General features: G+C 68.9%; 21 protein-coding genes and 3 tRNA genes. 18 read left to right on the top strand and 6 right to left on the bottom strand.

What is annotated here, in order from left to right; translation table 11 throughout:
• Positions 1-32 precede the first annotated feature (32 nt).
• The gene (gene mobF, locus H516_RS22645; RefSeq protein ID WP_245561723.1) at positions 33-1,151 is read right to left on the bottom strand and encodes a MobF family relaxase; all 1,119 of its coding nucleotides are present in this window, start codon (positions 1,149-1,151) and stop codon (positions 33-35) included.
• Positions 1,152-1,433: 282 nt separating this feature from the next.
• Here mobF and H516_RS0104430 point away from each other — a divergent pair, with 282 nt between their 5' ends.
• A complete protein-coding gene (locus tag H516_RS0104430) occupies positions 1,434-3,488 on the top strand; it encodes an ATP-binding protein (RefSeq protein WP_084620327.1) in 2,055 nt (684 codons plus the stop codon).
• A complete protein-coding gene (locus H516_RS21560) occupies positions 3,466-4,521 on the top strand; it encodes a DNA cytosine methyltransferase (RefSeq protein WP_084620324.1) in 1,056 nt (351 codons plus the stop codon). The genes H516_RS0104430 and H516_RS21560 overlap by 23 nt, the downstream gene beginning before the upstream one ends.
• 136 nt (positions 4,522-4,657) lie before the next feature.
• On the opposite strand, the gene H516_RS0104425 is transcribed toward H516_RS21560, so the two are convergent.
• Complete coding sequence (locus H516_RS0104425; RefSeq protein ID WP_022888510.1) at positions 4,658-5,347, bottom strand: hypothetical protein; 690 nt, start codon at positions 5,345-5,347, stop codon at positions 4,658-4,660.
• Positions 5,348-5,486: 139 nt separating this feature from the next.
• Between H516_RS0104425 and H516_RS0104420 the strand changes: the two genes are divergently transcribed.
• Positions 5,487-5,684, top strand: coding sequence for a hypothetical protein (locus H516_RS0104420; RefSeq protein WP_022888509.1), 198 nt, complete (start codon positions 5,487-5,489; stop codon positions 5,682-5,684).
• Positions 5,684-6,913, top strand: coding sequence for a tyrosine-type recombinase/integrase (locus H516_RS0104415; RefSeq protein ID WP_022888508.1), 1,230 nt, complete (start codon positions 5,684-5,686; stop codon positions 6,911-6,913). Before H516_RS0104420 ends, H516_RS0104415 begins: the two co-directional genes overlap by 1 nt.
• A gap of 34 nt (positions 6,914-6,947) precedes the next feature.
• On the opposite strand, the gene H516_RS0104410 is transcribed toward H516_RS0104415, so the two are convergent.
• The 3 genes from H516_RS0104410 to H516_RS0104400 form a co-directional block, all read right to left on the bottom strand.
• Positions 6,948-7,023, bottom strand: a tRNA-Phe gene (locus tag H516_RS0104410).
• 71 nt (positions 7,024-7,094) lie between these two features.
• Positions 7,095-7,168: transfer RNA gene (locus tag H516_RS0104405), tRNA-Asp, on the bottom strand.
• Positions 7,169-7,204: 36 nt separating this feature from the next.
• Positions 7,205-7,277 (bottom strand) — tRNA-Glu (locus H516_RS0104400).
• Positions 7,278-7,658: 381 nt separating this feature from the next.
• Here H516_RS0104400 and H516_RS18270 point away from each other — a divergent pair.
• Entirely contained in the window at positions 7,659-8,870 is a 1,212-nt protein-coding gene (locus H516_RS18270; protein WP_245561721.1) for a peptidoglycan DD-metalloendopeptidase family protein, read from the top strand.
• The gene (locus tag H516_RS0104390) at positions 8,863-10,155 is read left to right on the top strand and encodes a C40 family peptidase (RefSeq protein WP_022888506.1); all 1,293 of its coding nucleotides are present in this window, start codon (positions 8,863-8,865) and stop codon (positions 10,153-10,155) included. Before H516_RS18270 ends, H516_RS0104390 begins: the two co-directional genes overlap by 8 nt.
• Before the next feature lie 147 nt (positions 10,156-10,302).
• Here the strand turns inward: H516_RS0104390 and ppa are convergent, their stop codons facing one another.
• Positions 10,303-10,788 carry an inorganic diphosphatase gene (gene ppa, locus H516_RS0104385; RefSeq protein WP_022888505.1) on the bottom strand — a complete coding sequence of 162 codons (486 nt, stop codon included), beginning with the start codon at positions 10,786-10,788 and terminating at the stop codon, positions 10,303-10,305.
• A gap of 67 nt (positions 10,789-10,855) precedes the next feature.
• On the opposite strand from ppa, the gene tilS reads away from it, so the two are divergent.
• The 12 genes from tilS to panC all read left to right on the top strand — a co-directional run bounded on the left by tilS (position 10,856) and on the right by panC (position 21,713).
• Positions 10,856-11,950 (top strand): tRNA lysidine(34) synthetase TilS, encoded by a 1,095-nt coding sequence (gene tilS, locus H516_RS0104380; RefSeq protein ID WP_051138700.1) that lies wholly within the window; start codon positions 10,856-10,858, stop codon positions 11,948-11,950.
• A 137-nt stretch (positions 11,951-12,087) separates the two neighbouring features.
• The gene (hpt, locus tag H516_RS0104375; RefSeq protein WP_022888503.1) at positions 12,088-12,639 is read left to right on the top strand and encodes a hypoxanthine phosphoribosyltransferase; all 552 of its coding nucleotides are present in this window, start codon (positions 12,088-12,090) and stop codon (positions 12,637-12,639) included.
• A gap of 222 nt (positions 12,640-12,861) precedes the next feature.
• A complete protein-coding gene (ftsH, locus tag H516_RS0104370; RefSeq protein WP_022888502.1) occupies positions 12,862-14,877 on the top strand; it encodes an ATP-dependent zinc metalloprotease FtsH in 2,016 nt (671 codons plus the stop codon).
• A 23-nt stretch (positions 14,878-14,900) separates the two neighbouring features.
• On the top strand, positions 14,901-15,497 hold the full coding sequence (gene folE / locus H516_RS0104365; RefSeq protein WP_022888501.1) for a GTP cyclohydrolase I: 597 nt from the start codon (positions 14,901-14,903) through the stop codon (positions 15,495-15,497).
• Positions 15,498-15,606: 109 nt separating this feature from the next.
• On the top strand, positions 15,607-16,398 hold the full coding sequence (folP, locus tag H516_RS0104360) for a dihydropteroate synthase (RefSeq protein WP_033196842.1): 792 nt from the start codon (positions 15,607-15,609) through the stop codon (positions 16,396-16,398).
• Positions 16,391-16,777, top strand: coding sequence for a dihydroneopterin aldolase (gene folB, locus H516_RS0104355; RefSeq protein WP_026378416.1), 387 nt, complete (start codon positions 16,391-16,393; stop codon positions 16,775-16,777). The genes folP and folB overlap by 8 nt, the downstream gene beginning before the upstream one ends.
• On the top strand, positions 16,774-17,259 hold the full coding sequence (gene folK / locus H516_RS18265; protein WP_033196818.1) for a 2-amino-4-hydroxy-6-hydroxymethyldihydropteridine diphosphokinase: 486 nt from the start codon (positions 16,774-16,776) through the stop codon (positions 17,257-17,259). The genes folB and folK overlap by 4 nt, the downstream gene beginning before the upstream one ends.
• Positions 17,256-17,729 (top strand): DUF3180 domain-containing protein, encoded by a 474-nt coding sequence (locus H516_RS18260; RefSeq protein WP_022888499.1) that lies wholly within the window; start codon positions 17,256-17,258, stop codon positions 17,727-17,729. Before folK ends, H516_RS18260 begins: the two co-directional genes overlap by 4 nt.
• Positions 17,722-18,300, top strand: coding sequence for a PH domain-containing protein (locus tag H516_RS18255; RefSeq protein ID WP_022888498.1), 579 nt, complete (start codon positions 17,722-17,724; stop codon positions 18,298-18,300). Before H516_RS18260 ends, H516_RS18255 begins: the two co-directional genes overlap by 8 nt.
• Entirely contained in the window at positions 18,297-20,093 is a 1,797-nt protein-coding gene (locus tag H516_RS21980) for a PH domain-containing protein (protein WP_051138699.1), read from the top strand. The genes H516_RS18255 and H516_RS21980 overlap by 4 nt, the downstream gene beginning before the upstream one ends.
• Entirely contained in the window at positions 20,083-20,841 is a 759-nt protein-coding gene (locus H516_RS18245; protein ID WP_084620465.1) for a Rossmann-like and DUF2520 domain-containing protein, read from the top strand. The genes H516_RS21980 and H516_RS18245 overlap by 11 nt, the downstream gene beginning before the upstream one ends.
• A complete protein-coding gene (panC, locus tag H516_RS0104325; RefSeq protein ID WP_022888495.1) occupies positions 20,838-21,713 on the top strand; it encodes a pantoate--beta-alanine ligase in 876 nt (291 codons plus the stop codon). The genes H516_RS18245 and panC overlap by 4 nt, the downstream gene beginning before the upstream one ends.
• The last annotated feature ends 351 nt before the right edge of the window (positions 21,714-22,064 follow it).

The raw sequence follows: 22,064 nt of genomic DNA, 5'->3' as shown, positions 1-22,064 counted from the left end.
GTCATCCGCGGCCAGCCCTGTCGTGAGCACGGTCAGCTCTTGCAGAGTGATTTCGCGTCGGCGCGCACGCCGGTCTCCGTGATGATGCGCGTGACCTGCTCCTGGATGTCGTGCACCGTCCACGTCGACGCTGCAGCCGCGCAACGGTCGAGCGCACGCGATGCGACATTCCGAATACTCACGTCGTCCAGCGACGTCGGCGCCGGCGCAGGACGTCGCTCGAAGTCGGGGCGGTAGCCGGCGTCCGCAAGCTCGGCGCGCCATGCCGCCTCGCTGCCGAGGGAGGACGGTCGCTTGTGCGGCCGCTCGTGATCCCACGCCATCGTGATCAGCCGCGACATCGCCGTCGGGCCAGGCTCCGCGTCAGGATGCGTTGCCCGCCACTCCTTCTCGAAGTGCGCGAGGTTGCGCGCGACCTGCTCGGCCCGCTTGCTCATCACGGCGTTGAAGGGCTGAAGCTCCGCGACCTCTCCGGTCACAGGGTCGAGGGTCAGACCGTGGGCATCGAGGACGGTCGCGAGCTGGGGGTGTGCGGCGATGACGGCCGTGCCCAGCGAACGGATCGCGCCCTGCTGTCGGAACAGTGCCGCAGTGTCGAGGCCGCGCCATGTTCCGGCTGCCCACACCCGCGTCCCGATCTGGAAATGGATATGTCGGTGCGGGTCTCCCGCACGGGAGGTCTTGTGCGAGACGGCGACCGTTTCCAGCTGCTCGACGGGAACGACCCGCTGCTGCCCGCGCGGGCCGACCCTCGTGACCGAGTGCTGGCCGAGCCACGAGCGAATCGCGGCGACCGCGTCGCGCTGCGCAGCATCGAGAGTGACGGATACCTCGGGGTGCAACGCCGCGGCAATTGACAGGGACTTCGGCGCATTCACGACCATCTCCGCGAATCGCGGCGATCCTTGCCGGCCATCGCCCGGCAAGCGGGGCTTGCCCATCGACTCGCTGGTGAGCGGGTTGATCCAGTCCACCCAGTTCGCGTATTGGTCTGGGGTGAGTGCGCCTTCGCCGATGACCTCGCCATCGCCGCCGACGACGGAGAACTCGGCGAGGGATGTCCCGCCCTCGAGGTAGTAGTCGTCGGCGCGGGAGCGATCCGACTCGAGGTACCGGCGCGCGTCGGCCCCAGAACCCCGGTACAGGATCACGCCACCCTTCACTGCCTTCCTCCGAGCTAGCTCAGGTTCTTGCAACTACCTATGGTAGCATACGTCCATTCAACTTGTGAATATCGAAACTCGGGCTCGATGGCGCTTGTCGCTGTGCGTCAAAGAATTCGTTGGCCGTTCCGACATCGGCGCATCTGGCGCTGAGTGCGGCGCTACGCGGCGACAGGCCTAGCCGACAAATGAGATCGCTGGTCCCACGTCGGCGATCGTAGAGGCAGTAGGTTTGCCCGTAACTCTTCGACTATCAAGACTGGGCATTCCATGACGACTTCCTTGCCATCACCACGTCTGCTCGAGATGAAATTCGCGGGTTCGCTCGTGAGGCATCTAGGTCTGCAGATGTACTCGGGGGCCGTCGCCTCGATCGCCGAGTTGGTGTCCAACGCGTGGGACGCGGATGCGTCGCTCGTAGACGTTACCATCCCGTTCGATGAGCCCATTCTGCCGACATCTGAGATAGTGATTCGTGATTCCGGAATCGGCATGACCTTCGATCAGGTGAATGAGAAGTACTTGATGCTCGGCCGCAACCGGCGGGTGGCGGAGGGGGACTACTCGCCAGCCGGCAGGCCTGTCCTTGGCCGAAAGGGCATCGGAAAGCTCGCGGGATTCGGTATCGCCAAGGTCGTCGAGGTCTGGACCGTGAACGATGGTCATCTGACGGCATTCCGCATGGACTACGACAAGATCACTGATTCCGAGTCTGAAGTTAAGCCCTACGAGCCGGAGATTCTCGAGGATCGACCAGTACAGCCGACCGATCCGATTTCCAGTGGCACCGAGATCACACTCAAACGGCTGCAACTCCAGAACCGGATCAGCAAGGACCGATTCCTAAGAGGAATGATTCGTCGGTTCTCACTGATGTCCGACGCCTTCGTCGTGCGCATCAATGGTGATGCGCTCAAGCGTTTCGACATGCCGCTGCAGTTTCGCTTTCCCGAGACCGGGTGGAGTGTGGACGAAGTTCCAGGCATCGGCACTGTTCGGTGGTGGGCCGGGTTTACTGAAAAGCCAATCCAGGTCGAGGAATCTCGCGGGATCGCCGTCCTTGCTCGCGGCAAGATCGCTCAGGCACCCTTCTTCTTTGAACTGTCGGGTGGTGCTGGGAGCCAGCTTGGCCTTCAGTATCTGACAGGTGAAGTCATCGCGGATGGGCTGGACGCCGGAGCGGACCTCATTGCCACCGACCGGGCAAGCGTGCTTTGGGAGGATCCGGTCGCGAGGCCAGTCCTGGATTGGGGTCAGGCGCTCGTACGTCGACTTCTAAGGGACTGGAGTAGGGGTCGACGCGACAATCAGATAAAGCGCCTCACCGACACGACGCGGTTCATGGACTCGATTGCGAAGTTTCCCGAGCGCGAGCGCGCCGAGCTGGTCAGCGCGATCGACACCCTTGCGCGTATCGAGACCATCGACAATGAGCGCCTGGATGAAATCGTGAAGATCCTCATCCAGGCATACGAGAACGATCACTTCCTGGCGGTGATCAGGTCACTTCGGGATCTCGATGCAGCAGCGCTCGATGAGGTGGCGAGTGTTATTGCGGAGTGGGATGTGATCGAAGCCGTTCAAACCGCTCAACTCGTGCGCGGACGGGTAGAACTAATTCGCACGTTTGAGGAAATGATCGATCTCGGGCTGCCCGAGAAGCCAAACATGCAGGATTTCCTTCGGGACCATCCCTGGCTCATCGATCCGAGTTGGCAGATGATGGCGCATGAGCAGTCTCTTGACAACATCCTTGCGAAGCATTTCAACAAGCCGAAGTCTGTCAAGAAGCGGGGTGGCAAGCGCCTCGACTTCCTTTGTATTGGAGATTCTGCGCACGCCGTGGTTGTAGAAGTAAAGCGGCCGGGACTCAAGGTCGGGCGCGAGGAAATCCGGCAGTTGGAGGACTACCTTCTCTATCTCAACCGATGGAACAACGCCACGAATGGCGGTCCGGCGCACAGAAGTCGGATCACGGGTGTGCTCATCTTCTCTCGTATGGATCCGGAGGCTGCTGACCTGGCGGAGAGGCTCCGCCAGACCGGTGACGTGATCATCGTGACGTGGGACGGTCTGCTCGAGACTGCGCAGCGCCTCCACCGCGAGTATTTGGAGCTCGTGAAGTCACGAGCGCCTGAGGGCGACCCACGCATCGCTGCCATCGGCTCGCTCGACGGGAATTCTCAATCTGAAGACGAAGAAGACATCACGGCCGATACCGTCCTCACCCCCGAAGGACACCACGAAGCGGCCGAGGACGTCCAGGGGGCGGAGGAGCTCGCGAGGACAATAGGGTTGGAAGATGCTGAGACCGACCGCAGTTGATCTTTTCGCGGGAGCTGGCGGAGCCAGTCAAGGGCTCACCGACGCCGGATTCTCCGTGCTCGGCGCAATCGAAAACGATGCCATGGCTGCCGCGAGTCTGCGAGAGAACCATCCCGCTATGAGCGTGGCCGTCTCTGATATCCGAGAGGTGGATGAGTTCCAATTTAGGGACGACTTGGGCCTCAGCCAAGGGGAATTGACGCTGCTCAAGGCTTGCCCGCCTTGCCAAGGCTTCTCGACACTTGCCAGTGGAGAAATCGACGATGCGCGAAACGACCTGGTGCTCGATGTGGCCCGATTTGTTAGGGCATTTCTTCCCCGCGCTATCTTGCTCGAGAACGTACCCGGGCTAGCGCGGGATGCTCGTCTTCCGAAGCTCCTTGCTGAGATCCACGGGCTCGGCTATCTGTCGCGCCAGTATGTGGTTCAGGCGGCGGACTTTGGAGTGCCACAACGTCGCAAGCGCTTGATCGTTATCGCCGTTCGAGGCGCACACGATGCCGACTTTCCACATGACTTGCGATCTTTGTTGCCCGGTTATTTTGATCATGCCGAAGCAACTGCAGGTGATGCCTTGTCACGAATTCCTATTGGTGGACTTCACGACGACCCGCTGAACATTGCTCGTCGGTCTTCCCCCATCGTGGAGCGCCGAATTAGAGCGATTCCCATCGGCGGAAACCGGTTTGACCTTCCCGAGGACCTCAGGCTTGCGTGCCATGGGCGCATCGAAGCTAAGGGCCGCAGGAATGCAACTTCTTCATACGGTCGCATCAAGGCCGATCGTCCTGCGCCAACGATGACGACGAGATGCACGACACCTTCGTGTGGTTCATTCGTCCATCCAACCGAGCATCGCGGGATAACCTTGCGCGAGGCTGCGAGTCTGCAGACCTTCCCACACCGCTATAGGTTCCGGGGCACGTACGGCCAGATCGAGCGTCAAATCGGCAACGCTGTTCCGGTAAAGCTTGCGCACGCTCTAGGCTTGGCGGTCCTTCAGCTTGTGAGTGAACCAAGGCCAGTCTCTTAGTTCGCTGGAGCCCTACCGGACTCAGCGAAGCGGTGAGCTCCGACCTCCCAAAGAGGTTGCGCCAGTTCGCTTATGACGCGTCCTTCATTGGCTAGCGTGAAATGCCTTGACGGTTTGACGGTTTGATGGTGCGATGCTACCCCGCGCGCCCGCGTCGACCCGGGGGAAGCAGCCCGCGCTCGCGAGCTCTCGTCACCCACCCCTGGGCCGTCGACAGGGCGACGCCGTTGACCTGTGCCATCGTCGCGCTCGGGTTTGCATCGCCCTGCTGCGTCAGCCGGCCGTGCTGCAGCGCGACCAACTCGTAGAAGTCGGGCACCTTCTTCGGATCGCCCAGCGGCTTGAGCAGGTCGCGCTCGCTCACCTTGCGGCCCGACGGCAGCACGATCTTGCCGCCGGTGATCGTCTCGGTGCGCTTCATCGCGAAGAGGCGCTTGTTGATCGCGGCCTCGATGCGAGCCGTCGGCAGTTCGCGCAGGAGCTGGCTCGTGATCGGGTCGCCCGGGCGCCACGGCAGGTAGATCACGCCGGTGATGCGGATCTCTTCGGGCACAGCGAAGAGCTGCCGCTGCAGCCGGATCATCACGCGGGTGTGCGTGGCCTCGTGCTCGAGGTAGCGCCAGCGACCGCCCGTGGTCTCGTTCTGGTCGGAGTCCGCCGGCGAGCCCTGATCGTCGTACCCGAGTACTTGATCGATCTGCTCGCTCGCGTCGTCGTCGCGTTCGCCGGGGAATCGGCTCGGCAGGTGCCACCCTTCGGGCAGGTCGTCGGCGACGAGCAGGCCGTCGTACGACTGGTCACCGGAGCGGGGCGTCGAGGCGGGCATGTGTCGAGTCTAATCACTCAACTCAGGTACTTGCCGAAATACGCGTGGTGGTGATATTCTCAGATACTTGCAAATAGCCGCGCTTGCGCTGGCATGCACGAGATGCCAACACTGCGGTGATTAGCCGAAGGGGTGCATCATGGTCGACGTCGCGCTGAGGGTCGAGTATCTGAGCCGAGTCGAAGCGGCCGAGCGGTGCCGCATCCCGGTCTCGAGCTTCGACAAGCTGCGCCACGACGGGCTCATCCCCGAGCCCGACGCCCGCATGGGCAAGCACCTGCTCTGGAGCGCCGACACGATCGACGACCTGCTCGCCCGGGGCGGCACGGAGCACTGATGGCCGGGCGGCCGACGAAGGACACCCCGTCGCGGGTCGATCCGCGCACGGGCCGGCCGCTGCCTGAGGGCATCCGCTGGCGCGCCGACCGGCAGCGGTACCAGATCCGCGTCGTCGGCCCGAGCGTCGACGGGGGAGCGGCCGAGCGGTCCCGCACGTTCCTGACGCTCGCCGAGGCCAAACGCGAACTCGCCAAGGCCATAGCGGGCCGCAACCCGAACGGGTCGATGACGCTCGAGCAGTGGTACGAGAAGTACTGGCCGGCGATCGCGTCATCCGTCCGCCCGGCGACCGGGCGCAGCTACGGCGTGGCCTGGCGACTGCGGGTGAAGCCGAGCCTGGGCCGGCACCGGCTCGAAGACATCACCTCGCCCATGATCGAGTCGGCGATGGTCGCGTGGTCGGGCGGAGCCTCCGCCAAGAACGACGCACTCGCCGTCCTTTCACGCCTGCTCGACGGCGCACGCCGCTCCCGATTCATCGACTACAACCCTGCCCGTGAGGTCAAGCGGCCGAGCATGCGCGACTCGATCTCGCCGGTCTCCCGCGCGCTCACGCTCGAGCAGATCCAGATGCTGCTCGACCTCGTCCCCGAGGGTGCGTACCGCGGTTACCTCGCGGCGCTCGTCTACACCGGCATGCGGGCGGGGGAGGCGACCGCGCTGCGCGTCGGCGACGTCGACTTCGAGCGCGGCATCATCCGCGTCAGCCGGTCGCTGAGCCCAGGCCAGCGCGGCGAGCTGATCGAGCAGTCGCCGAAGAGCCACAAGTCCCGCGACGTCCCACTGATCGACGCCCTGCGTCCGTACGCCGAAAAAGCGGCGAGAGGCAAGCAATCGAGCGACCTGCTCTTCGCTGGTCCCGACGGTGGCCGCCTCACGAATCACAACGCGCGCCGCGGCGCCGACTGGGAGACACTTCGCGAGGCGATCGGCCGACCCGACCTGCGCATCCACGACCTCCGGCACACCTTCGCCACGATCCTGTTCGATGCGGGCGCGAGCGCACCCGACGTGCAGGCGACGCTCGGGCACTCGAGCCTGCAGGTCACCGAGCGCTACTCGCGTGCCCGCGAGGGTGTCGCCCTCCGTGCCGGCGCAGCCCTGAACGACGCACTGAAGAGTGCAGCCGGCGAACCACAGAAGCGAACCAGACGGCGGGCCCCCGCCGACATTAATGGCACATTAATGGCACAGCCTCGCGAGCGCCCCGGCGAGATCGCCCGCTGAAACAAGAAAACCCCCGGTTGCCCGGGGGTTTTGATGGTGGCTCCGACCGGCATCGATCCGGTGACCTTTCGATTTTCAGTCGAACGCTCTACCAACTGAGCTACAGAGCCTCGAGGTGGAAAGACCGCCTCGAAAGGAGAAAAGCCCCTTCTCTCGTAAGGGAAAGGGCTTGTCGCCTGAGCGACCCTGACGGGACTTGAACCCGCGACCTCCGCCGTGACAGGGCGGCACGCTAACCAACTGCGCTACAGGGCCTCGAAGTGAAGCTGTTCAATTATATGCCTTGCGAAGTGACCCCAACGGGATTCGAACCCGTGCTGCCGCCGTGAAAGGGCGGTGTCCTAGGCCACTAAACGATGGGGCCGGAGGTCTCGCTCTGCAGCGCGACCGCCGAGAAGCAAGCATACGTGGTGATTCGATTCTGCGCAAAACGACGGCGAGACGATCACGACGGCGGCGTGAGACGCGCGCGCAGGATGCCTCGCGGCGGGTGCCGCGCATCCGCGGACATGCCCGTCAAATCCCCGGAAACGGTTCTCGGCCTGCCTATCGTAAGGGCTGCCAGTGCCCGGAAACGAGAGCGAGGAGCGCGGGGTCCCGAAGCCCGCGTGGACGGGGAACCATGGACCGCACCACACGACGATCGCAGACCGCCCGAGCCCGAACGAGCCCGCAACCCCGCTTGAGTCGGCAGGGTCCACCGAGCCTGATCCGGCGGGCCATCGCCGGCGCGGCACTCGTCGCAGTGGCCCTCGTCGGTTCGGTGGCCGCACCGCAGGGCGCCTTCGCCGCCGACTACCCCAGTTGGGACGAGGTCGAGCAGGCGAAGGCCGACACCGCCGCGGGCGCCGCGGCGGTGAAGCAGATCGTCGGACTCATCGGCGAGCTCGAGGCGAATGTCGAGCGCACCCGGATCGAGGCGCAGCGACGCACCGACGAACTGCTCGTCGCGCAGCAGAAGTACGACGACGCGGTGCGCAGGGCCGATCAGATCCAGGCCGAGGCCGACGCCTCCGCGGCCGAGGCGGCCGAGGCCGAGCAGCACGCCGGGCAGGTCGCCGCACAGCTCTACCGCACGGGCACCGGCGACCTCGGCGTGAGCCTCTTCCTCGAGGCGGGCGATGCCCGGTCGACCGATGCGCTGCTCTCGAAGCTCGGCAACATGAGCCAGATGGTCGAACGCAGCTCCGAGGTGTACCGCACCGCGCAGGAGAAGGCGAACTCTGCACAGTCCCTCGGCGACCAGGCCGAGGTCGCGCAGGGCGAGCGAGAGAAGCTCAGGGTCGCCGCCGAAGCGGCGCTTCAGGCGGCGCAGGAGGCGCAGGCGGCCGCGGAGGCGGCGCTCGCCGAGTCGCAGGCGAAGAAGGTCGAGCTCGAGGCGCAGCTGAGCTTCCTGAAGGATGCTGAGGCGAAGACCACGGCGGCCTACGAGGAGGGCGAGCGCAAGCGCAAGGAGGAAGAGGAGCGCAAGCGCAAGGAGGAGGAGCGCCGTCGCAAGGAGGCGATGGAGAACGGTTCGCCGGGCGGGGTCGCGACCTCGGGCTGGGCACAGCCCGCCTCGGGGTGGATCTCGGGCGACTACGGACCCCGTGAGGTCATCTGCGAAAACGGCTACTGCTCGAACTCGTTCCACTACGCGACCGACCTCGCGACCGGTTGCTGGGCGCCGATCTACGCGGCCAACAGCGGCACCGTCACCTACTCGGGCTGGTCGGGCAGCTACGGCAACTTCGTGAAGATCGATCACGGCGGCGGCATCTCGACGGGGTACGCGCACATCGTCGACGGCGGCCTGCTCGTCGGCTACGGCCAGTGGGTCTCTGCCGGGCAGCAGATCGCGTGGTCGGGGACGACCGGCGCCTCGACCGGCTGCCACCTGCACTTCGAGGTCTACGACGGCTGGGACCGCATCGATCCGGTGCCCTTCATGGCGAACCGGGGTGTCTACCTTGGCTGAGCACCGCACGCGGCCGATCTCGCGGGTGAAGCCCGCGACCGTCTTCTCCGCCATGGCGGTCGGCGCGGTGACCGCGTCGGTCGGCCTCGTCGGCCCGCCTGCGGCAGCCGAGCCCGACTACCCCTCGTGGGGCGAGATCGAGCAGGCCAAGCAGAACGAGGCGACGAAGCAGGCCGAGATCGGCCGCCTGGGTGCGCTGCTCGCCGGGTTGCAGCACACGGCGGATGCCGCGGTGCAGGTCTCGATGGTCGCCGACGAGGCGTACCGGGTCGCCGTCGATGCACGGGATCGCGCGGCCGAGCGGGTGCAGACCCTCGGCAAGCAGGCCGAGGAGGCCGAGGCCGTCGCGGAGATCTCGAAGATGCGGGCAGGCCTGCTCGCGGCGCACCTCGCGCGGACGGCCGGAAACGACTTCTCGGCGGAGCTGGTCTTCGGCGGCGACGACGTCGATGGGTTGCTGAAGCAGCTCGGCATCGCGTCCAAGCTCGGCGAACAGTCGCAGGGCGTCTACGAGCAGGCCGAGAGCGACCGCAATGCGGCCGAGTCGTTGCGTGCCCAGGCGAGCGAGGCGCGCGCCGAGCACGAACGGCTGACCGCGCTCGCCGAATCCCGGGCCGACGGCGCACGGGCGGCCGCCGATGCGGCGCTCGCGGCGGTCGCGTCGGCCGAGCAGCGCTCGGCCGAGCTCTACGCGCAGCTCGCCTCTCTGAAGGACACGACCGCATCGCTCGAGCGCGAACGGGTCGAGGGTCAGGCCCGTGAGGCGGCCGAGGCGGCGCTCGAGGAGGCCGAACCGGATGATTCGTCGACGGGCGGATCCGATGGCGGCGGCAACGGCGGATCCGGCACCGGCGGCGGCAGCTCGAACCCCGCTCCGAACCCCGCTCCCAACCCGGCCCCGAAGCCCCCGAACCAGAACGCCGTCGAGACGGCGATCGCGTTCGCACGGCAGCAGCTCGGCGAGCGGTACGTGCTCGGCGGAGCCGGCCCCGACGTGTGGGACTGTTCGGGCCTCACCCGGGAGGCGTACGGCTACGCGGGCATCGGCATCGGCACGCACTCCGCCACGAACCAGTACTACACGCTCGCGGGCCGCGGCAAGGCCGTCTCGCTCGGCAGCATCCAGCGCGGCGACCTGCTCTTCTGGGGGTCGGGCGGCGACTACTACCACGTCGCGATCTACCTCGGCGGCGGGCGCATCCTCGAGGCCCCGCGCGAGGGCGTGCCGGTGCGCGAGTACTTCATCTGGGGCAGCCCCTCGGCCGCGGCACGACCGGCGGGCTGACGACCCCGCACCTCACCCGTGGCATCCCCGAGCACCCGGGGTTTACAGGACAAAGGCCTGTTCACAGGACGAACTCGATCAAGAGTGTCCTGCAAACAGGCCGATGTCCTGTAAACCCGAAGGGGGTGCGGCGCGGGCGTTCCGCGCTCAGTGACCGGGGAAGGCCTCGATCGCCTTCTGGATCAGCCGCTCGGCCTCGGCCGCGTCGGCCCAGCCCTCGGTCTTGACCCACTTGCCGGGCTCGAGGTCCTTGTAGTGCTCGAAGAAGTGCTCGATCTCCTTGCGCGTGAATTCGGGGATCGAGTCGACGTCCTGGATGTGGTTCCAGCGCGGGTCGCCCGCGGGCACCGCGATGACCTTGGCGTCGCCGCCGCCGTCGTCGGTCATGTGGAAGACGCCGACCGGGCGCACCTTGACGCCGACGCCCGGGAAGAGCGGGTACTCGAGGAGCACGAGCACGTCCAGCGGGTCGCCGTCGTCGCCGAGGGTGTCCTCGAAGAAGCCGTAGTCGGTCGGGTAGACGAAGCCGGTGTAGAGCACGCGGTCGAGGAACACCCGGCCGGTCTCGTGGTCGACCTCGTACTTGTTGCGGCTCCCCTTGGGGATCTCGATGACGGCGTTGTACTCGCCCATGCGTTGGGTTCTCCTGTTCTGGAAGTCTCGCCGGGCACTCGGCACGCGGCGGAATAAGGTTACCCCGATGACTTCTGACGATCACACGGATGCCACGGAGCCCCGCCGACCGCGATTGACGCCGCCGATCGCCGACGTCCGTCGCGCCGTCCGCGCCGCGCTCACCGCCGTCGGTCGAGAAGCGACGCCGCCCGTCGGTCGAGAAGCGACGAAGGAGCGTATCGAGACCCCGCTCATCCTCGTCGCGCTCTCGGGCGGCGCCGACTCGCTCGCGCTCGCCGCAGCCGTCGCGTTCGAGGCGCCCCGCGCCGGGCTCCGCGCCGGAGCGGTGGTCGTCGACCACGGTCTCCAGGCCGGCTCTTCGGATGCCGCGTCCGCCGCCGCGGCGACCGCCCGCGAACTCGGGCTCGATCCGGTGCTCGTGCGCCGCGTGGAGGTGGGCGACGAGGGCGGCCCCGAGGCATCCGCTCGCATCGCCCGATACGCCGCGCTCGACGACGCCGCCCGCGAGACGGGCGCCGCGCTCGTGCTGCTCGGGCACACCCTCGACGACCAGGCCGAGACCGTGCTGCTCGGTCTCGCCCGCGGCTCGGGCGCGGCGAGCCTCTCGGGCATGGCGCCGGTCGCCGGCCGGTACGCGCGGCCGTTGCTCGGCATCCGTCGCGCGACGACCCGGCGGGCGTGCCTCGACGCGGGGCTCGAGCCGTGGGACGACCCGCACAACCTCGACCCGGCCTACGCGCGAGTGCGCGTGCGCGAGCGTGTGCTGCCCGTGCTCGAGGCCGAACTCGGCCCGGGCATCGCCGAAGCGCTCGCGCGCACCGCCGAGCAGTTGCGCGAAGACGACGCGGCGTTCGCCGAGCAGATCGAGGAGTTCATCGAGGAGATCTGCGAACCCGCGGAGGCCGGGATCGCGGTCTCGGTCGCCGCGCTCGCCGCGAACCCCGCGGCCCTCAGGCAACGGGTCATCCGGCACGTCGTCGCGAGCGAGTTCGGAGTGTCGCTGAGCCGAACGCAGACGCTCGAGGTGGCGCGGCTCGTCACCGACTGGCACGGTCAAGGTCCGGTCGACCTGCCCGGCGGAGCGCTCGCCACCCGCGCCGGCAAGCACCTCGTGTTCTCGACGACCGGGTCGACCGAAATCCTCGAGCACGATCACTGAGCACGGATCGCGGGTTGAGGAGCGGAGCGTCTCGAAACCCGGCGCCGGTTTCGAGACGCTCGCTGTGCTCGCTGCTCAACCCGCAGACGCTCGCTGCGCTCGCTCCTCAACCGGCCGGCTCGTCTAGGATCTACCGCATGGATGCGCGCGAGATTCAGGCCGACCTCACCGAGACCCTCGTCACCGAGGCCGAGATCCATGCGAAACTCGCCGAACTCGCCCGGCAGATCGAAACCGACTACGACGGCAAAGACCTGCTGCTCGTCGGTGTCCTCAAGGGCGCCGTCATGGTCATGGCCGACCTCGCCCGCGAGCTCAGGAGCCACGTCAACATGGACTGGATGGCGGTCTCCTCCTACGGCGCCGGCACGCAGTCGAGCGGCGTCGTCCGCATCCTGAAAGACCTCGACGCCGACCTCACGGGCCGCCACGTGCTCATCGTGGAGGACATCATCGACTCGGGCCTGACCCTCAGCTGGCTGCTCGGCAACCTCGAGTCGCGCGGCGCCGAGTCGGTCGAGATCTGCGCCCTGTTCCGCAAGCCCGACGCGGCGAAGGTCGAGGTCGGTGTCAAGTACCTCGGCTTCGACATCCCGAACCAGTTCGTCGTCGGCTACGGCCTCGACTACGCCGAGCGCTATCGCAACCTGCGCGACGTCGCGATCCTCGCGCCGCACGTCTACAGCTGAGCCCGGCCGCGTTCAGACCACCCGGACTGGGGCGGGCGCAGCCCCGCGGCGTCACCGCAGACGGCCTAGAGTCGAGCCATGGGCGAGGGCGGCCGCCGAAGCAGACTGCACGACGCTGCCGCCGCTTTTGCGAGCAATGCGCGGAACCCCGCTTCATGCGCTGCGCGCTTTCAGCGAACAGGCAGCCGTCGCCCAGTAGCGGCGGGGTAGCCTTGCAAGATCATGAACATGAAGAAGGTCTTCCGCGGGCCGATCATCTACATCCTGCTCGCGATCGTCGCCGTGTGGATCGGCTCGAGCCTCATCACCGCGTCCGGTTTCAAAGAGGTGTCGACGCAGCAGGGCCTCGAGCTGCTGAGCGACGGCAAGGTCGCCGCCGTGAAGATCGTCGACGGCGAGAACCGCGTCGACCTCACGCTCGCCGAAGAAGACGAGAAGCTCGGCAAGCAGGTGCAGTTCTACTACGTCACGCCCCGCGGCGCCGATGTGGTCGCGGCCGTCGACTCGGCCGACCCGAAGGACGGCTACAACGACGAGGTGCCGCAGCCGAACTGGTTCATGTCGATGCTCGGCATCCTCCTCCCGCTGCTGCTGATCGGCGTCTTCTTCTGGATCATGCTGTCGGGCATGCAGGGCGGCGGCAATCGCGTCATGCAGTTCGGCAAGTCGAAGGCGAAGCTCGTCTCGAAGGAGAGCCCGAAGGTCACCTTCGACGACGTCGCGGGCGCGAGCGAGGCGATCGAGGAGCTCCACGAGATCAAGGAGTTCCTGAAGGAGCCCGCGAAGTTCCAGGCGGTCGGCGCCCGCATCCCGAAGGGCGTGCTGCTGTACGGCCCTCCCGGCACCGGCAAGACCCTCCTCGCGCGCGCCGTCGCCGGCGAGGCGGGCGTGCCCTTCTACTCGATCTCGGGCTCCGACTTCGTCGAGATGTTCGTCGGCGTCGGTGCGAGCCGCGTGCGCGATCTCTTCGACCAGGCCAAGCAGAACGCGCCGGCCATCATCTTCGTCGACGAGATCGACGCGGTCGGCCGTCACCGCGGAGCCGGCCTCGGCGGCGGGCACGACGAACGCGAGCAGACCCTGAACCAGCTGCTCGTCGAGATGGACGGTTTCGACCCGAAGACCAACGTCATCCTCATCGCGGCGACGAACCGCCCCGACATCCTCGACCCCGCGCTGCTGCGCCCCGGCCGCTTCGACCGTCAGATCGGCGTCGACGCCCCCGACCTCAAGGGCCGCCAGAAGATCCTCGAGGTGCACTCGAAGGGCAAGCCGCTCGCGAACGGAGTCGACCTCGAGGTGCTCGCCCGCAAGACGCCGGGCTTCACGGGCGCCGACCTCGCGAACGTGCTCAACGAGGCCGCGCTCCTCACCGCACGGTCGAACGCGCAGCTCATCGACAACCGCGCCCTCGACGAGGCCGTCGACCGCGTGATCGCCGGCCCGCAGCGCCGCTCCCGTGTCATGAAAGACAAGGAGAAGCTCATCACCGCGTACCACGAAGGCGGGCACGCACTCGCCGCGGCGGCGATGAACTACACCGATCCCGTGACGAAGATCACGATCCTCCCGCGCGGCCGCGCCCTCGGCTACACGATGGTCATGCCGCTCGAAGACAAGTACTCGGTCACCCGTAACGAACTGCTCGACCAGCTCACCTACGCCATGGGCGGTCGTGTCGCTGAAGAGATCGTGTTCCACGACCCCTCGACGGGCGCATCGAACGACATCGAGAAGGCCACCTCGACGGCCCGGAAGATGGTCACCGAGTACGGCATGTCGGCGAACGTCGGCGCGGTGAAGCTCGGCCAGTCGCAGGGCGAGGTCTTCCTCGGTCGCGACATGGGCCACCAGCGCGACTACTCCGAAGAGATCGCCGAGCGCGTCGACCTGGAGGTGCGCACCCTCATCGAGCAGGCGCACGACGAGGCGTGGCAGGTGCTCAACGACAACCGCGACATCCTCGACAAGCTCGCGGCCGAGCTCCTCGAGAACGAGACGCTCGACCACCACCAGATCGCCGAGATCTTCAAGGATGTGCGCAAGCTCCCCGAGCGCCCGCTGTGGCTCTCGAGCGACAAGCGCCCGGTCTCCGACATCCCGCCGATCTCGTTCCCGACCGAGAAGATGCCCATCGACCAGGGCGCCGTCGACGGCGGCGTCGACTCGGGCCAGGTGCCCGAAGAGGCGCCCGCGGCTCGCTCGCCGCGGTCGAACCCCCGCCCGGCGACGGCGTGACCGTCGCCGCCTGAAGGGCTGACATGGCCGGAGTGGATGCCGAACGCATCGAGCGGGCGGTGCTCGAGATCCTCCTCGCGATCGGGGAGGATCCCGCGCGTCCCGGGCTCGAGCGCACCCCGCAGCGGGTCGCCGAGGCCTACGCCGACTTCTTCGGCGGGCTCGACGTCGACCCGCTGACCCACCTCGCCGACACCGTGCCGCTCGGCTCGACCGAAGCCGGGGTGCCGGCGACGTCCGACGCGGTGATCCTGCGCGACCTCGCGTTCCGCTCGGTGTGCGAACACCACCTGCTGCCCTTCGTGGGCACCGCCCACGTGGCCTACCTGCCCGGCGACCGGGTCGTCGGCCTCGGCCGCATCCCCGCCGTCGTCGACACGCTGGCCCGTCGGCCCCAGTTGCAGGAGCGGCTCGCCGAGGAGATCGCCGACGCGCTCGTGACCGGCCTCGAACCGAAGGGCGTGCTCGTCGTGCTCGACGCGCAGCACCGCTGCGTCACGACCCGCGGCTCCCGGCAGGAGCGCAGCTCGACCGTGACCATCGCGAGCCGGGGTGCGCTCGCCGAGCCGGCCGGCCGCGCCGAGATCATCGCCCTCATCGGGGCCCAGACGAATGCCTGACGAGCAGTCGCGGGTCGAGGAGGCCGCCAGCGGCCATCTCGAAACCTCGGCGCCCGGGCAGCGGGGGTTCGAGACGCTCGCTGCGCTCGCTCCTCACCCCACTTTGGTCATGGGCGTCGTCAACGTCACCCCCGACTCGTTCAGCGACGGCGGCCGATGGTTCGACGCCGAGGCCGCGATCGACCACGGGGTCGAGCTCGTCGCCCAGGGAGCCGACCTCGTCGACGTCGGCGGCGAGTCGACACGTCCGGGCGCCGCGCGTGTCGAACCCGGGGAGGAGCTGCGCCGCGTGGTGCCGGTCATCCGAGAACTCGTCGGCCGTGGTATCCGGGTCAGCGTCGACACGATGCGCGCGGCGACCGCGCGCGCCGCGGTCGAGGCGGGCGCCGAGATCATCAACGACGTCTCGGCAGGGCTCGCCGACGCCGAGATGGCCCGCGTCGCGGCCGAGACCGGTGCGCACTACGTCGCAATGCACTGGCGTGGGCACTCCGACCGCATGGACCAGCTCGCCGAGTACGGCGACGTCGCGGCCGAGGTGCGCGACGAGCTCGCCGCGCGGGTCGAGGCGCTGCTCGGCGCGGGCATCACCGCCGACCGGCTCATCCTCGATCCCGGTCTCGGGTTCGCCAAACGCGGCGAGCAGAACTGGCAGCTGCTCGGCCGGCTCGAGGTGCTTGCGGAGCTCGGGCTGCCGATCCTCGTCGGTGCCTCGCGCAAGCGATTCCTCGGGGCGCTGCTTCCCGACGGGGCATCCGTCGCCGAACGCGACCTGCCGACCGCCGTGGTGAGCGTGCTCTCGGCACAGGCCGGTGCGTGGGGCGTGCGCGTGCACGACGTGGTCGGCACCCGGCGCGCCCTCGACGTGCTCGGGGCGTGGCAGAGTGGACGACGTGGCTGAACAGCGCGGACTTCGGCGGGGCGACCGCATCACCCTCACCGGGCTGCGCGTGCGCGCGCACCACGGGGTGTTCGACTTCGAACGCGCAGAGGGCCAGGAGTTCGTGATCGACGTCGTCGTCGCGGTCGATCTCGCTGTCGCAGCCTCGGGCGACGACCTCGCCCGCACCGTGCACTACGGCGAGCTCGCCGAGCAGGTGGTCGCCGCCGTCGAGCGCGACCCGGTCGACCTCATCGAGACCGTCGCCGAGCGGGTCGCCGCCGTCGCGCTCTCGTTCGAGGCGGCCGACGAGGTCGAGGTCACGGTGCACAAGCCGCAGGCGCCCATCACGGTGCCCTTCGCGGATGTCGCGGTCACGATCGTGAGGCGCCGGGCATGAGCCGGGCCGTCATCGCTTTCGGGGCGAACCTCGGCGATCGCGAACAGACGCTCGCCGACGCCGCACGAGCCCTGGCCGACGCCGACGGCGTCGAGCTCCTCGCCGTCTCGCCGCTCTACGAGACTCCGGCGCTGAAGACGACGGGCGTCGATCACGACGCCCCCGGCTACCTCAACGGGGTCTTCCTCGTCGAGACCGTGCTCGAGCCGCACGCACTGCTCGACGTGCTGCAAGGCATCGAGACGGCGCAGGGTCGGGTGCGCGCCGAGCGCTGGGGCGATCGCACGCTCGACCTCGACCTCATCGACATCGACGGGCTGGAGCTCGCCGACGCCCGACTCGAACTGCCGCACCCGCGGGCCTGGCAGCGCGCCTTCGTGCTCGCGCCCTGGCTCGACGTCGACCCCGACGCGGTGCTGCCCGGGCGGGGCCCCGTGGCGGCGCTCCGCGCCGAGGCATCCGATGAGGTGGTCAGGCGATGAAGCGCACGCACTACTCGACGCTGCTCGCCTTCGTGCTCGGCGGCCTCGTCGTCGGCTACCTCGGCGACCTCGCGATCGTGAACACGGGCGCGAAGGCGCTGGTGCCGCCGCTGTCGCTCCCGATCACCCTCGTCGGCGTCGGGGTGATCGTCATCGTGCTGGCGTGGCCGATCCGCCGTGCGGTGAAGGGCGCCGCGACGAAGCACCTCGACCCGTTCCGTGCGATGCGCGTCGCCGTGCTCGCGAAGGCCTGCAGCCTGAGCGGGGCGCTCGTGCTCGGCGTGGGGCTCGGCATCGGGCTGTTCCTCCTGAGCCGCAGCGTGGTGCCGCCCGCCGGAACGGTGTGGCTCGCGTTCGCGACCGCGATCGGCGCCGCGCTGCTGCTGGCCGGCGGACTCGTCGCCGAGTGGTTCTGCACGCTGCCCCCCGACGACACCGAGAGCGAAAAGGAAGAACACGCGCATGCCTGAGCACGACGGTGCCGCGACCGAGCACGACCGGGTCGCCCCCGAGCCCGGGGGCGGGCAGTTCGGCGGAGACGTCGACTCCGGCTTCGCCGGCCCGGCCGAGGCGGGCCCCTCCGACGAATGGCGACGAGTTTCGCCGAAGTACGTCATGGTCGAGGTGATCGGCTCGCTCATCGGCATGGTGGTCTTCGTCGGTGCCGCGCTCGTCGTGCACTTCCTCTGGCAGCAGCAGTGGGCGCTCTGGGCGGCCGCCGTGATCGGCGTCGTCTCGATCATCGGCATCGCGTTCGAGCCACGTCGAGTGCGCTCCATCCAGTACCGCTTGCGCGCCGACGACCTCGTGTTCCGGCGGGGCATCATGTTCCAGCGGCAGGTGGCGGTGCCGTACGGCCGCATGCAGCTCGTCGACATCACCCGCGGCCCGGTCGCGCGTGCACTCGGCCTCGCCGACCTGAAGTTCGTCACGGCGGCGGCCGCGACCGCGGTCACCGTGCCCGGCCTGCCGATGGAGGAGGCCGACCGGCTCCGCGACGAGCTCGTCGCCCTCGCCGAGACCCGTCGGGCGGGGCTGTGAGCGCTCCGGCGCGTCCGGCACCGGTCGTGTCGCTCGCCGACGGCGAATGGCACCGCCTGCACCCGGCGAGCCCGTTGCTTCGCGGCGGGCTCGTGTTCATCGCGGTGCTCGGCTTCGTGATCGCCAACCTGCGCGAGCGGGTCGTCGACTTCTTCCTCGTCGTGTTCGCGCCCGAGACCCGCGACGACCTCGGCGGCCGGTACGAGGGCTGGCAGGACGACTGGGCGAACGACCCCATCGGCGGCATCGTCACGCACGGCCTCGTGGGATGGGCGCTGCTCGGCGTCGTGGTGGTGCTCGTCGTGGTCATCGCGGCGTTCTGGCTGTCCTGGCGCATGCACACCTTCCGGGTGACGCCCGAAGCGGTCGAGGTGCGCAGCGGCATCCTCTTCCGATCGCACCGCAGCGCCCGCCTCGACCGCATCCAGGGCATCAACGTCACCCGGCCGCTGTTCGCCCGCCTCTTCGGCACCGCGAAGCTCGAGGTCTCGGTGGCCGGGCAGTCGGCGAACGTGCAGTTGGCGTACCTCGGGTCGGCGCTCGCCGACCTGCTGCGCGCCGACGTGCTGCGGCTCGCCTCGGGGGTTCGCGCCGAGAAGGCGGCGGCCGCCGCGGCGGCCGCCGGCCCCGTCGCCGACGGTGCGGATGCCACGGGGCCGGCGTCCGCGGCAGCGCTCGCGACTGAGCCGACCGTGCAGGCCGTGCCGGGCGCGCCCAGCGAGCCGGTCGCACCGGGCCAGCCCGCCCGCACCCCGGTCGCCTCGCGCGCCGGCGCACTCGTCGGGCAGCGCGTCGACGAGTTCCTCGCGCCCGAACTCGACCCCGAGCTCGCGGCACCCGAGTCGGTCGTGCGCCTCCCGCTCGGGCGGGTCATCGGTTCGACGCTGCTCGGCGCCTCGATGATCTGGATGCTCGCGCTCGTCGGCATCATCGTCGTAGGCGTCGCGACCCGCCAGACGTGGCTGCTGTTCAGTTTCGTGCCCGCGGCCATCGGTGTCGTGAGCTACACGTGGTCGCGCATCACGAAGTCGCTGCGGTACTCGATCGCCGGCACCCCCGACGGGGTGCGCATCGGCCACGGGCTGCTCTCGACGGCGAACCAGACCATCCCGCCCGGCCGCATCCACGCGGTCGACGTGACCCAGTGGGTCTTCTGGCGGCCGTTCGGCTGGTGGTCGATCCGCATCAACGTCGCCGGCACCTCGATCTCGAACGCGAACGAGATGGCGCAGCGCACGCTCGTGCTGCCGGTCGGCACGCCCGCCGACGTGCACCGGGTGCTCGCCCTGCTGCTGCCCGATGCCACGGCCGACGTCGAACCGTTCGTCGACGCCGGGCTCATGGGCAAGGGCGCCGACGGCGGCTACGCCGCCGCGCCGCGCCGCGGCGCCTGGCTGCGCCCGTTCTCGTGGCATCGCATCGGCTGGGCCGCGGCGTCCGGGGTCGCCCTCATCCGACGGGGCGCGCTCGTGCGCAGCCTGACCCTCGTCCCGCTCGCGCGGATGCAGTCGGTCGCGCTCTCCGTCGGCCCGATCGACCGATGGCTGCGGCTCGCCGGAGTCCGCCTGCACACCGTGGCCGGCCCGGTGAGTGCGGTGCTGCCGATCGTCGACCGCGGCGAGGCGGAGCGGCTGTTCGAGCGTCTCGCCGAGGAGGCCGTCGACCGTGCCGCGAGCGACACCACCCACCACTGGGGCGCGACCGGACACGAGCCCCCCGTGGCATCCTCGACGCCCGAAACGCCGCGCCCGACGGTGGCGGCCGACCAGACCGGTGCCGACCATGTCGGCTGAGCGTGCGGGCCGACTCGGTGTCGGCACGATCGGCGCGGGCCGGGTCGGCGCGGTGCTCGCCGCAGCCCTCGGCGGTGCGGGTCACGCACTCACCGGCGTCGCCGCCGTCTCGGAGTCGAGCCGCGAGCGCGCCTCGGTCATGCTGCCCGGGGTGCCGGTGCTCGCGGTGCCCGAGATCGTCGAACGCAGCGAACTCGTTCTGCTGGCGGTGCCCGACGACGAACTCGAGGCGCTCGTCTCCGGGCTCGCCGATGCCGGCGTCTGGCAACCGGGCCAGCTCGTGCTGCACACTTCGGCGCGGTTCGGGACCGGCGTGCTCGACCCCGCCCGCCGCTCGGGCGCGATCCCGCTCGCGGTGCACCCGGCGATGACCTTCACCGGCACGAGCCTCGACCTCGCGCGGCTGCCCGGCACCTGGTTCGCGGTCACCGCGCCGGCGCCCGTCCTCCCGATCGGGCAGGCGCTCGTCGTCGAGATGGGCGGCGAGCCGTTCGTGGTCGCTGAGGCCGACCGGGCCGCCTACGGCGAGGCCGTCGACACCGTCGTCTCGTTCTCGAGCGCGATCGTCGACCAGGCGAGCGCACTGCTCACCGGCATCGGCGTGCCGCGCCCGGGTGCCGTGCTCGGTGCGCTCGCGCGCAGCGCCGTCGAGAACGCGCTCGCCCGTCACGACAGCGGGCCGTGGCCCGACGGCGCCGGTACGATCGACGAGGCCGGATTCGACCGGCCGCTGGGAGGCGACGCGTGAGCGGAACGAACAACGCGACGGCGGCCACCCGCGTGGTGTCGACCATCTCCGAACTCCGGGGGCTCCTCGCCGAGCGGCGTGCGGGCGGGGCATCCGTCGCCCTCGTGCCGACCATGGGCGCGCTGCACGACGGGCATCTCGCGCTCGTGCGCCGGGCGCGCGATCTCGCCGACCTCGTCGTCGTGTCGATCTTCGTGAACCCGCTCCAGTTCGGGCCCGCCGAAGACCTCGACCGCTACCCGCGCACGCTCGACGCCGACGTCGCCGCGCTCGCCGCGCTCGGAGTCGAGCTGGTGTTCGCGCCGTCGGCCACCGAGATGTACCCCGACGGCCGCAGCTCGACCAGCGTCGTCGCGGGCTCCGTCGGCGGGCTCTACGAGGGGGCATCGCGACCGGGCCACTTCGACGGCATGCTCACGGTCGTGGCGAAGCTCTTCAACATCGTCGCCCCCGAGTTCGCGGTCTTCGGCCAGAAGGACGCGCAGCAGGTGTTCCTCGTCCGCCGGATGGTGCGCGACCTCGACGTTCCGATCGCGATCGACGTGGTGCCGACGGTGCGCGAGCACGACGGGCTCGCGCTGTCGAGCCGAAATCGGTTCCTCGACGAGGCCGCACGTGAGACCGCCCTGGTGCTCTCCGAGGCACTCGGCGCCGCGGCCGATTCCGCCGGCGAGGGGCCCGCAGAGGCGCTCGCCGAAGCGGCGGCGGCGTTCGGCGACCACGACGGCGCCGAACTCGACTACTTCGTGATCGTCGATCCCGAGACCCTGCTCCCGGTCGCGGGCGACGCCACAGGGCCCGCGCTCGCGATCGTCGCCGCGCGCGTCGGCGTGACCCGGCTCATCGACAATCGCACGATCCAGCTCGGCTGAGCCCCGAGCCCCCGAGCCCCCCCGGAGCCCCCGAGCCCCCGTTACCTTCTTCGTGAGCCTTCTCGGCGGCAAGCTGAGGGGCGACGGCCTGCCGGGCCCGGCATGATTACTGCCCCCTGTCGAAGTCATGATCTGGGGGGTGTTGTCACCGGGCCTGGTCTGGCAGTGCGTGATCGCTGATAGGGGCTGGGCCCGGAGACAGATCCGAGGTCATTCGTAACGTGGATGCCGACACTCACTGCCGATAGCAGGCCGTCAATGACCTGACGATCGGAGGAACGCGTGAACCTGAGTGTCGCTGGCTACGAGAGCGTGGAGATCTTCGTCGGCTTGGACGTCGGCAAGGGTGAG

This window comes from Agromyces italicus DSM 16388 (genome assembly GCF_000421545.1).
GTDB lineage: Bacteria > Actinomycetota > Actinomycetes > Actinomycetales > Microbacteriaceae > Agromyces > Agromyces italicus.
This window is presented reverse-complemented; position numbering and strand designations above follow the sequence as displayed.

What these genes read in the sequence shown, in the direction of transcription:
- folK (WP_033196818.1), top strand. Translation starts at nt 16,774, where the DNA reads ATGAGCCGGGCCGTCATCGCTTTCGGGGCGAACCTCGGCGATCGCGAA.
- H516_RS18245 (WP_084620465.1), top strand. Translation starts at nt 20,083, where the DNA reads ATGTCGGCTGAGCGTGCGGGCCGACTCGGTGTCGGCACGATCGGCGCG.
- H516_RS18255 (WP_022888498.1), top strand. Translation starts at nt 17,722, where the DNA reads ATGCCTGAGCACGACGGTGCCGCGACCGAGCACGACCGGGTCGCCCCC.
- folP (WP_033196842.1), top strand. Translation starts at nt 15,607, where the DNA reads ATGGGCGTCGTCAACGTCACCCCCGACTCGTTCAGCGACGGCGGCCGA.
- H516_RS0104425 (WP_022888510.1), bottom strand. Translation starts at nt 5,347, where the DNA reads ATGCCCGCCTCGACGCCCCGCTCCGGTGACCAGTCGTACGACGGCCTG.
- tilS (WP_051138700.1), top strand. Translation starts at nt 10,856, where the DNA reads ATGACTTCTGACGATCACACGGATGCCACGGAGCCCCGCCGACCGCGA.
- ppa (WP_022888505.1), bottom strand. Translation starts at nt 10,788, where the DNA reads ATGGGCGAGTACAACGCCGTCATCGAGATCCCCAAGGGGAGCCGCAAC.
- H516_RS0104420 (WP_022888509.1), top strand. Translation starts at nt 5,487, where the DNA reads ATGGTCGACGTCGCGCTGAGGGTCGAGTATCTGAGCCGAGTCGAAGCG.
- ftsH (WP_022888502.1), top strand. Translation starts at nt 12,862, where the DNA reads ATGAACATGAAGAAGGTCTTCCGCGGGCCGATCATCTACATCCTGCTC.
- H516_RS21560 (WP_084620324.1), top strand. Translation starts at nt 3,466, where the DNA reads ATGCTGAGACCGACCGCAGTTGATCTTTTCGCGGGAGCTGGCGGAGCC.
- H516_RS0104430 (WP_084620327.1), top strand. Translation starts at nt 1,434, where the DNA reads ATGACGACTTCCTTGCCATCACCACGTCTGCTCGAGATGAAATTCGCG.
- H516_RS0104415 (WP_022888508.1), top strand. Translation starts at nt 5,684, where the DNA reads ATGGCCGGGCGGCCGACGAAGGACACCCCGTCGCGGGTCGATCCGCGC.
- folE (WP_022888501.1), top strand. Translation starts at nt 14,901, where the DNA reads ATGGCCGGAGTGGATGCCGAACGCATCGAGCGGGCGGTGCTCGAGATC.
- hpt (WP_022888503.1), top strand. Translation starts at nt 12,088, where the DNA reads ATGGATGCGCGCGAGATTCAGGCCGACCTCACCGAGACCCTCGTCACC.
- H516_RS18260 (WP_022888499.1), top strand. Translation starts at nt 17,256, where the DNA reads ATGAAGCGCACGCACTACTCGACGCTGCTCGCCTTCGTGCTCGGCGGC.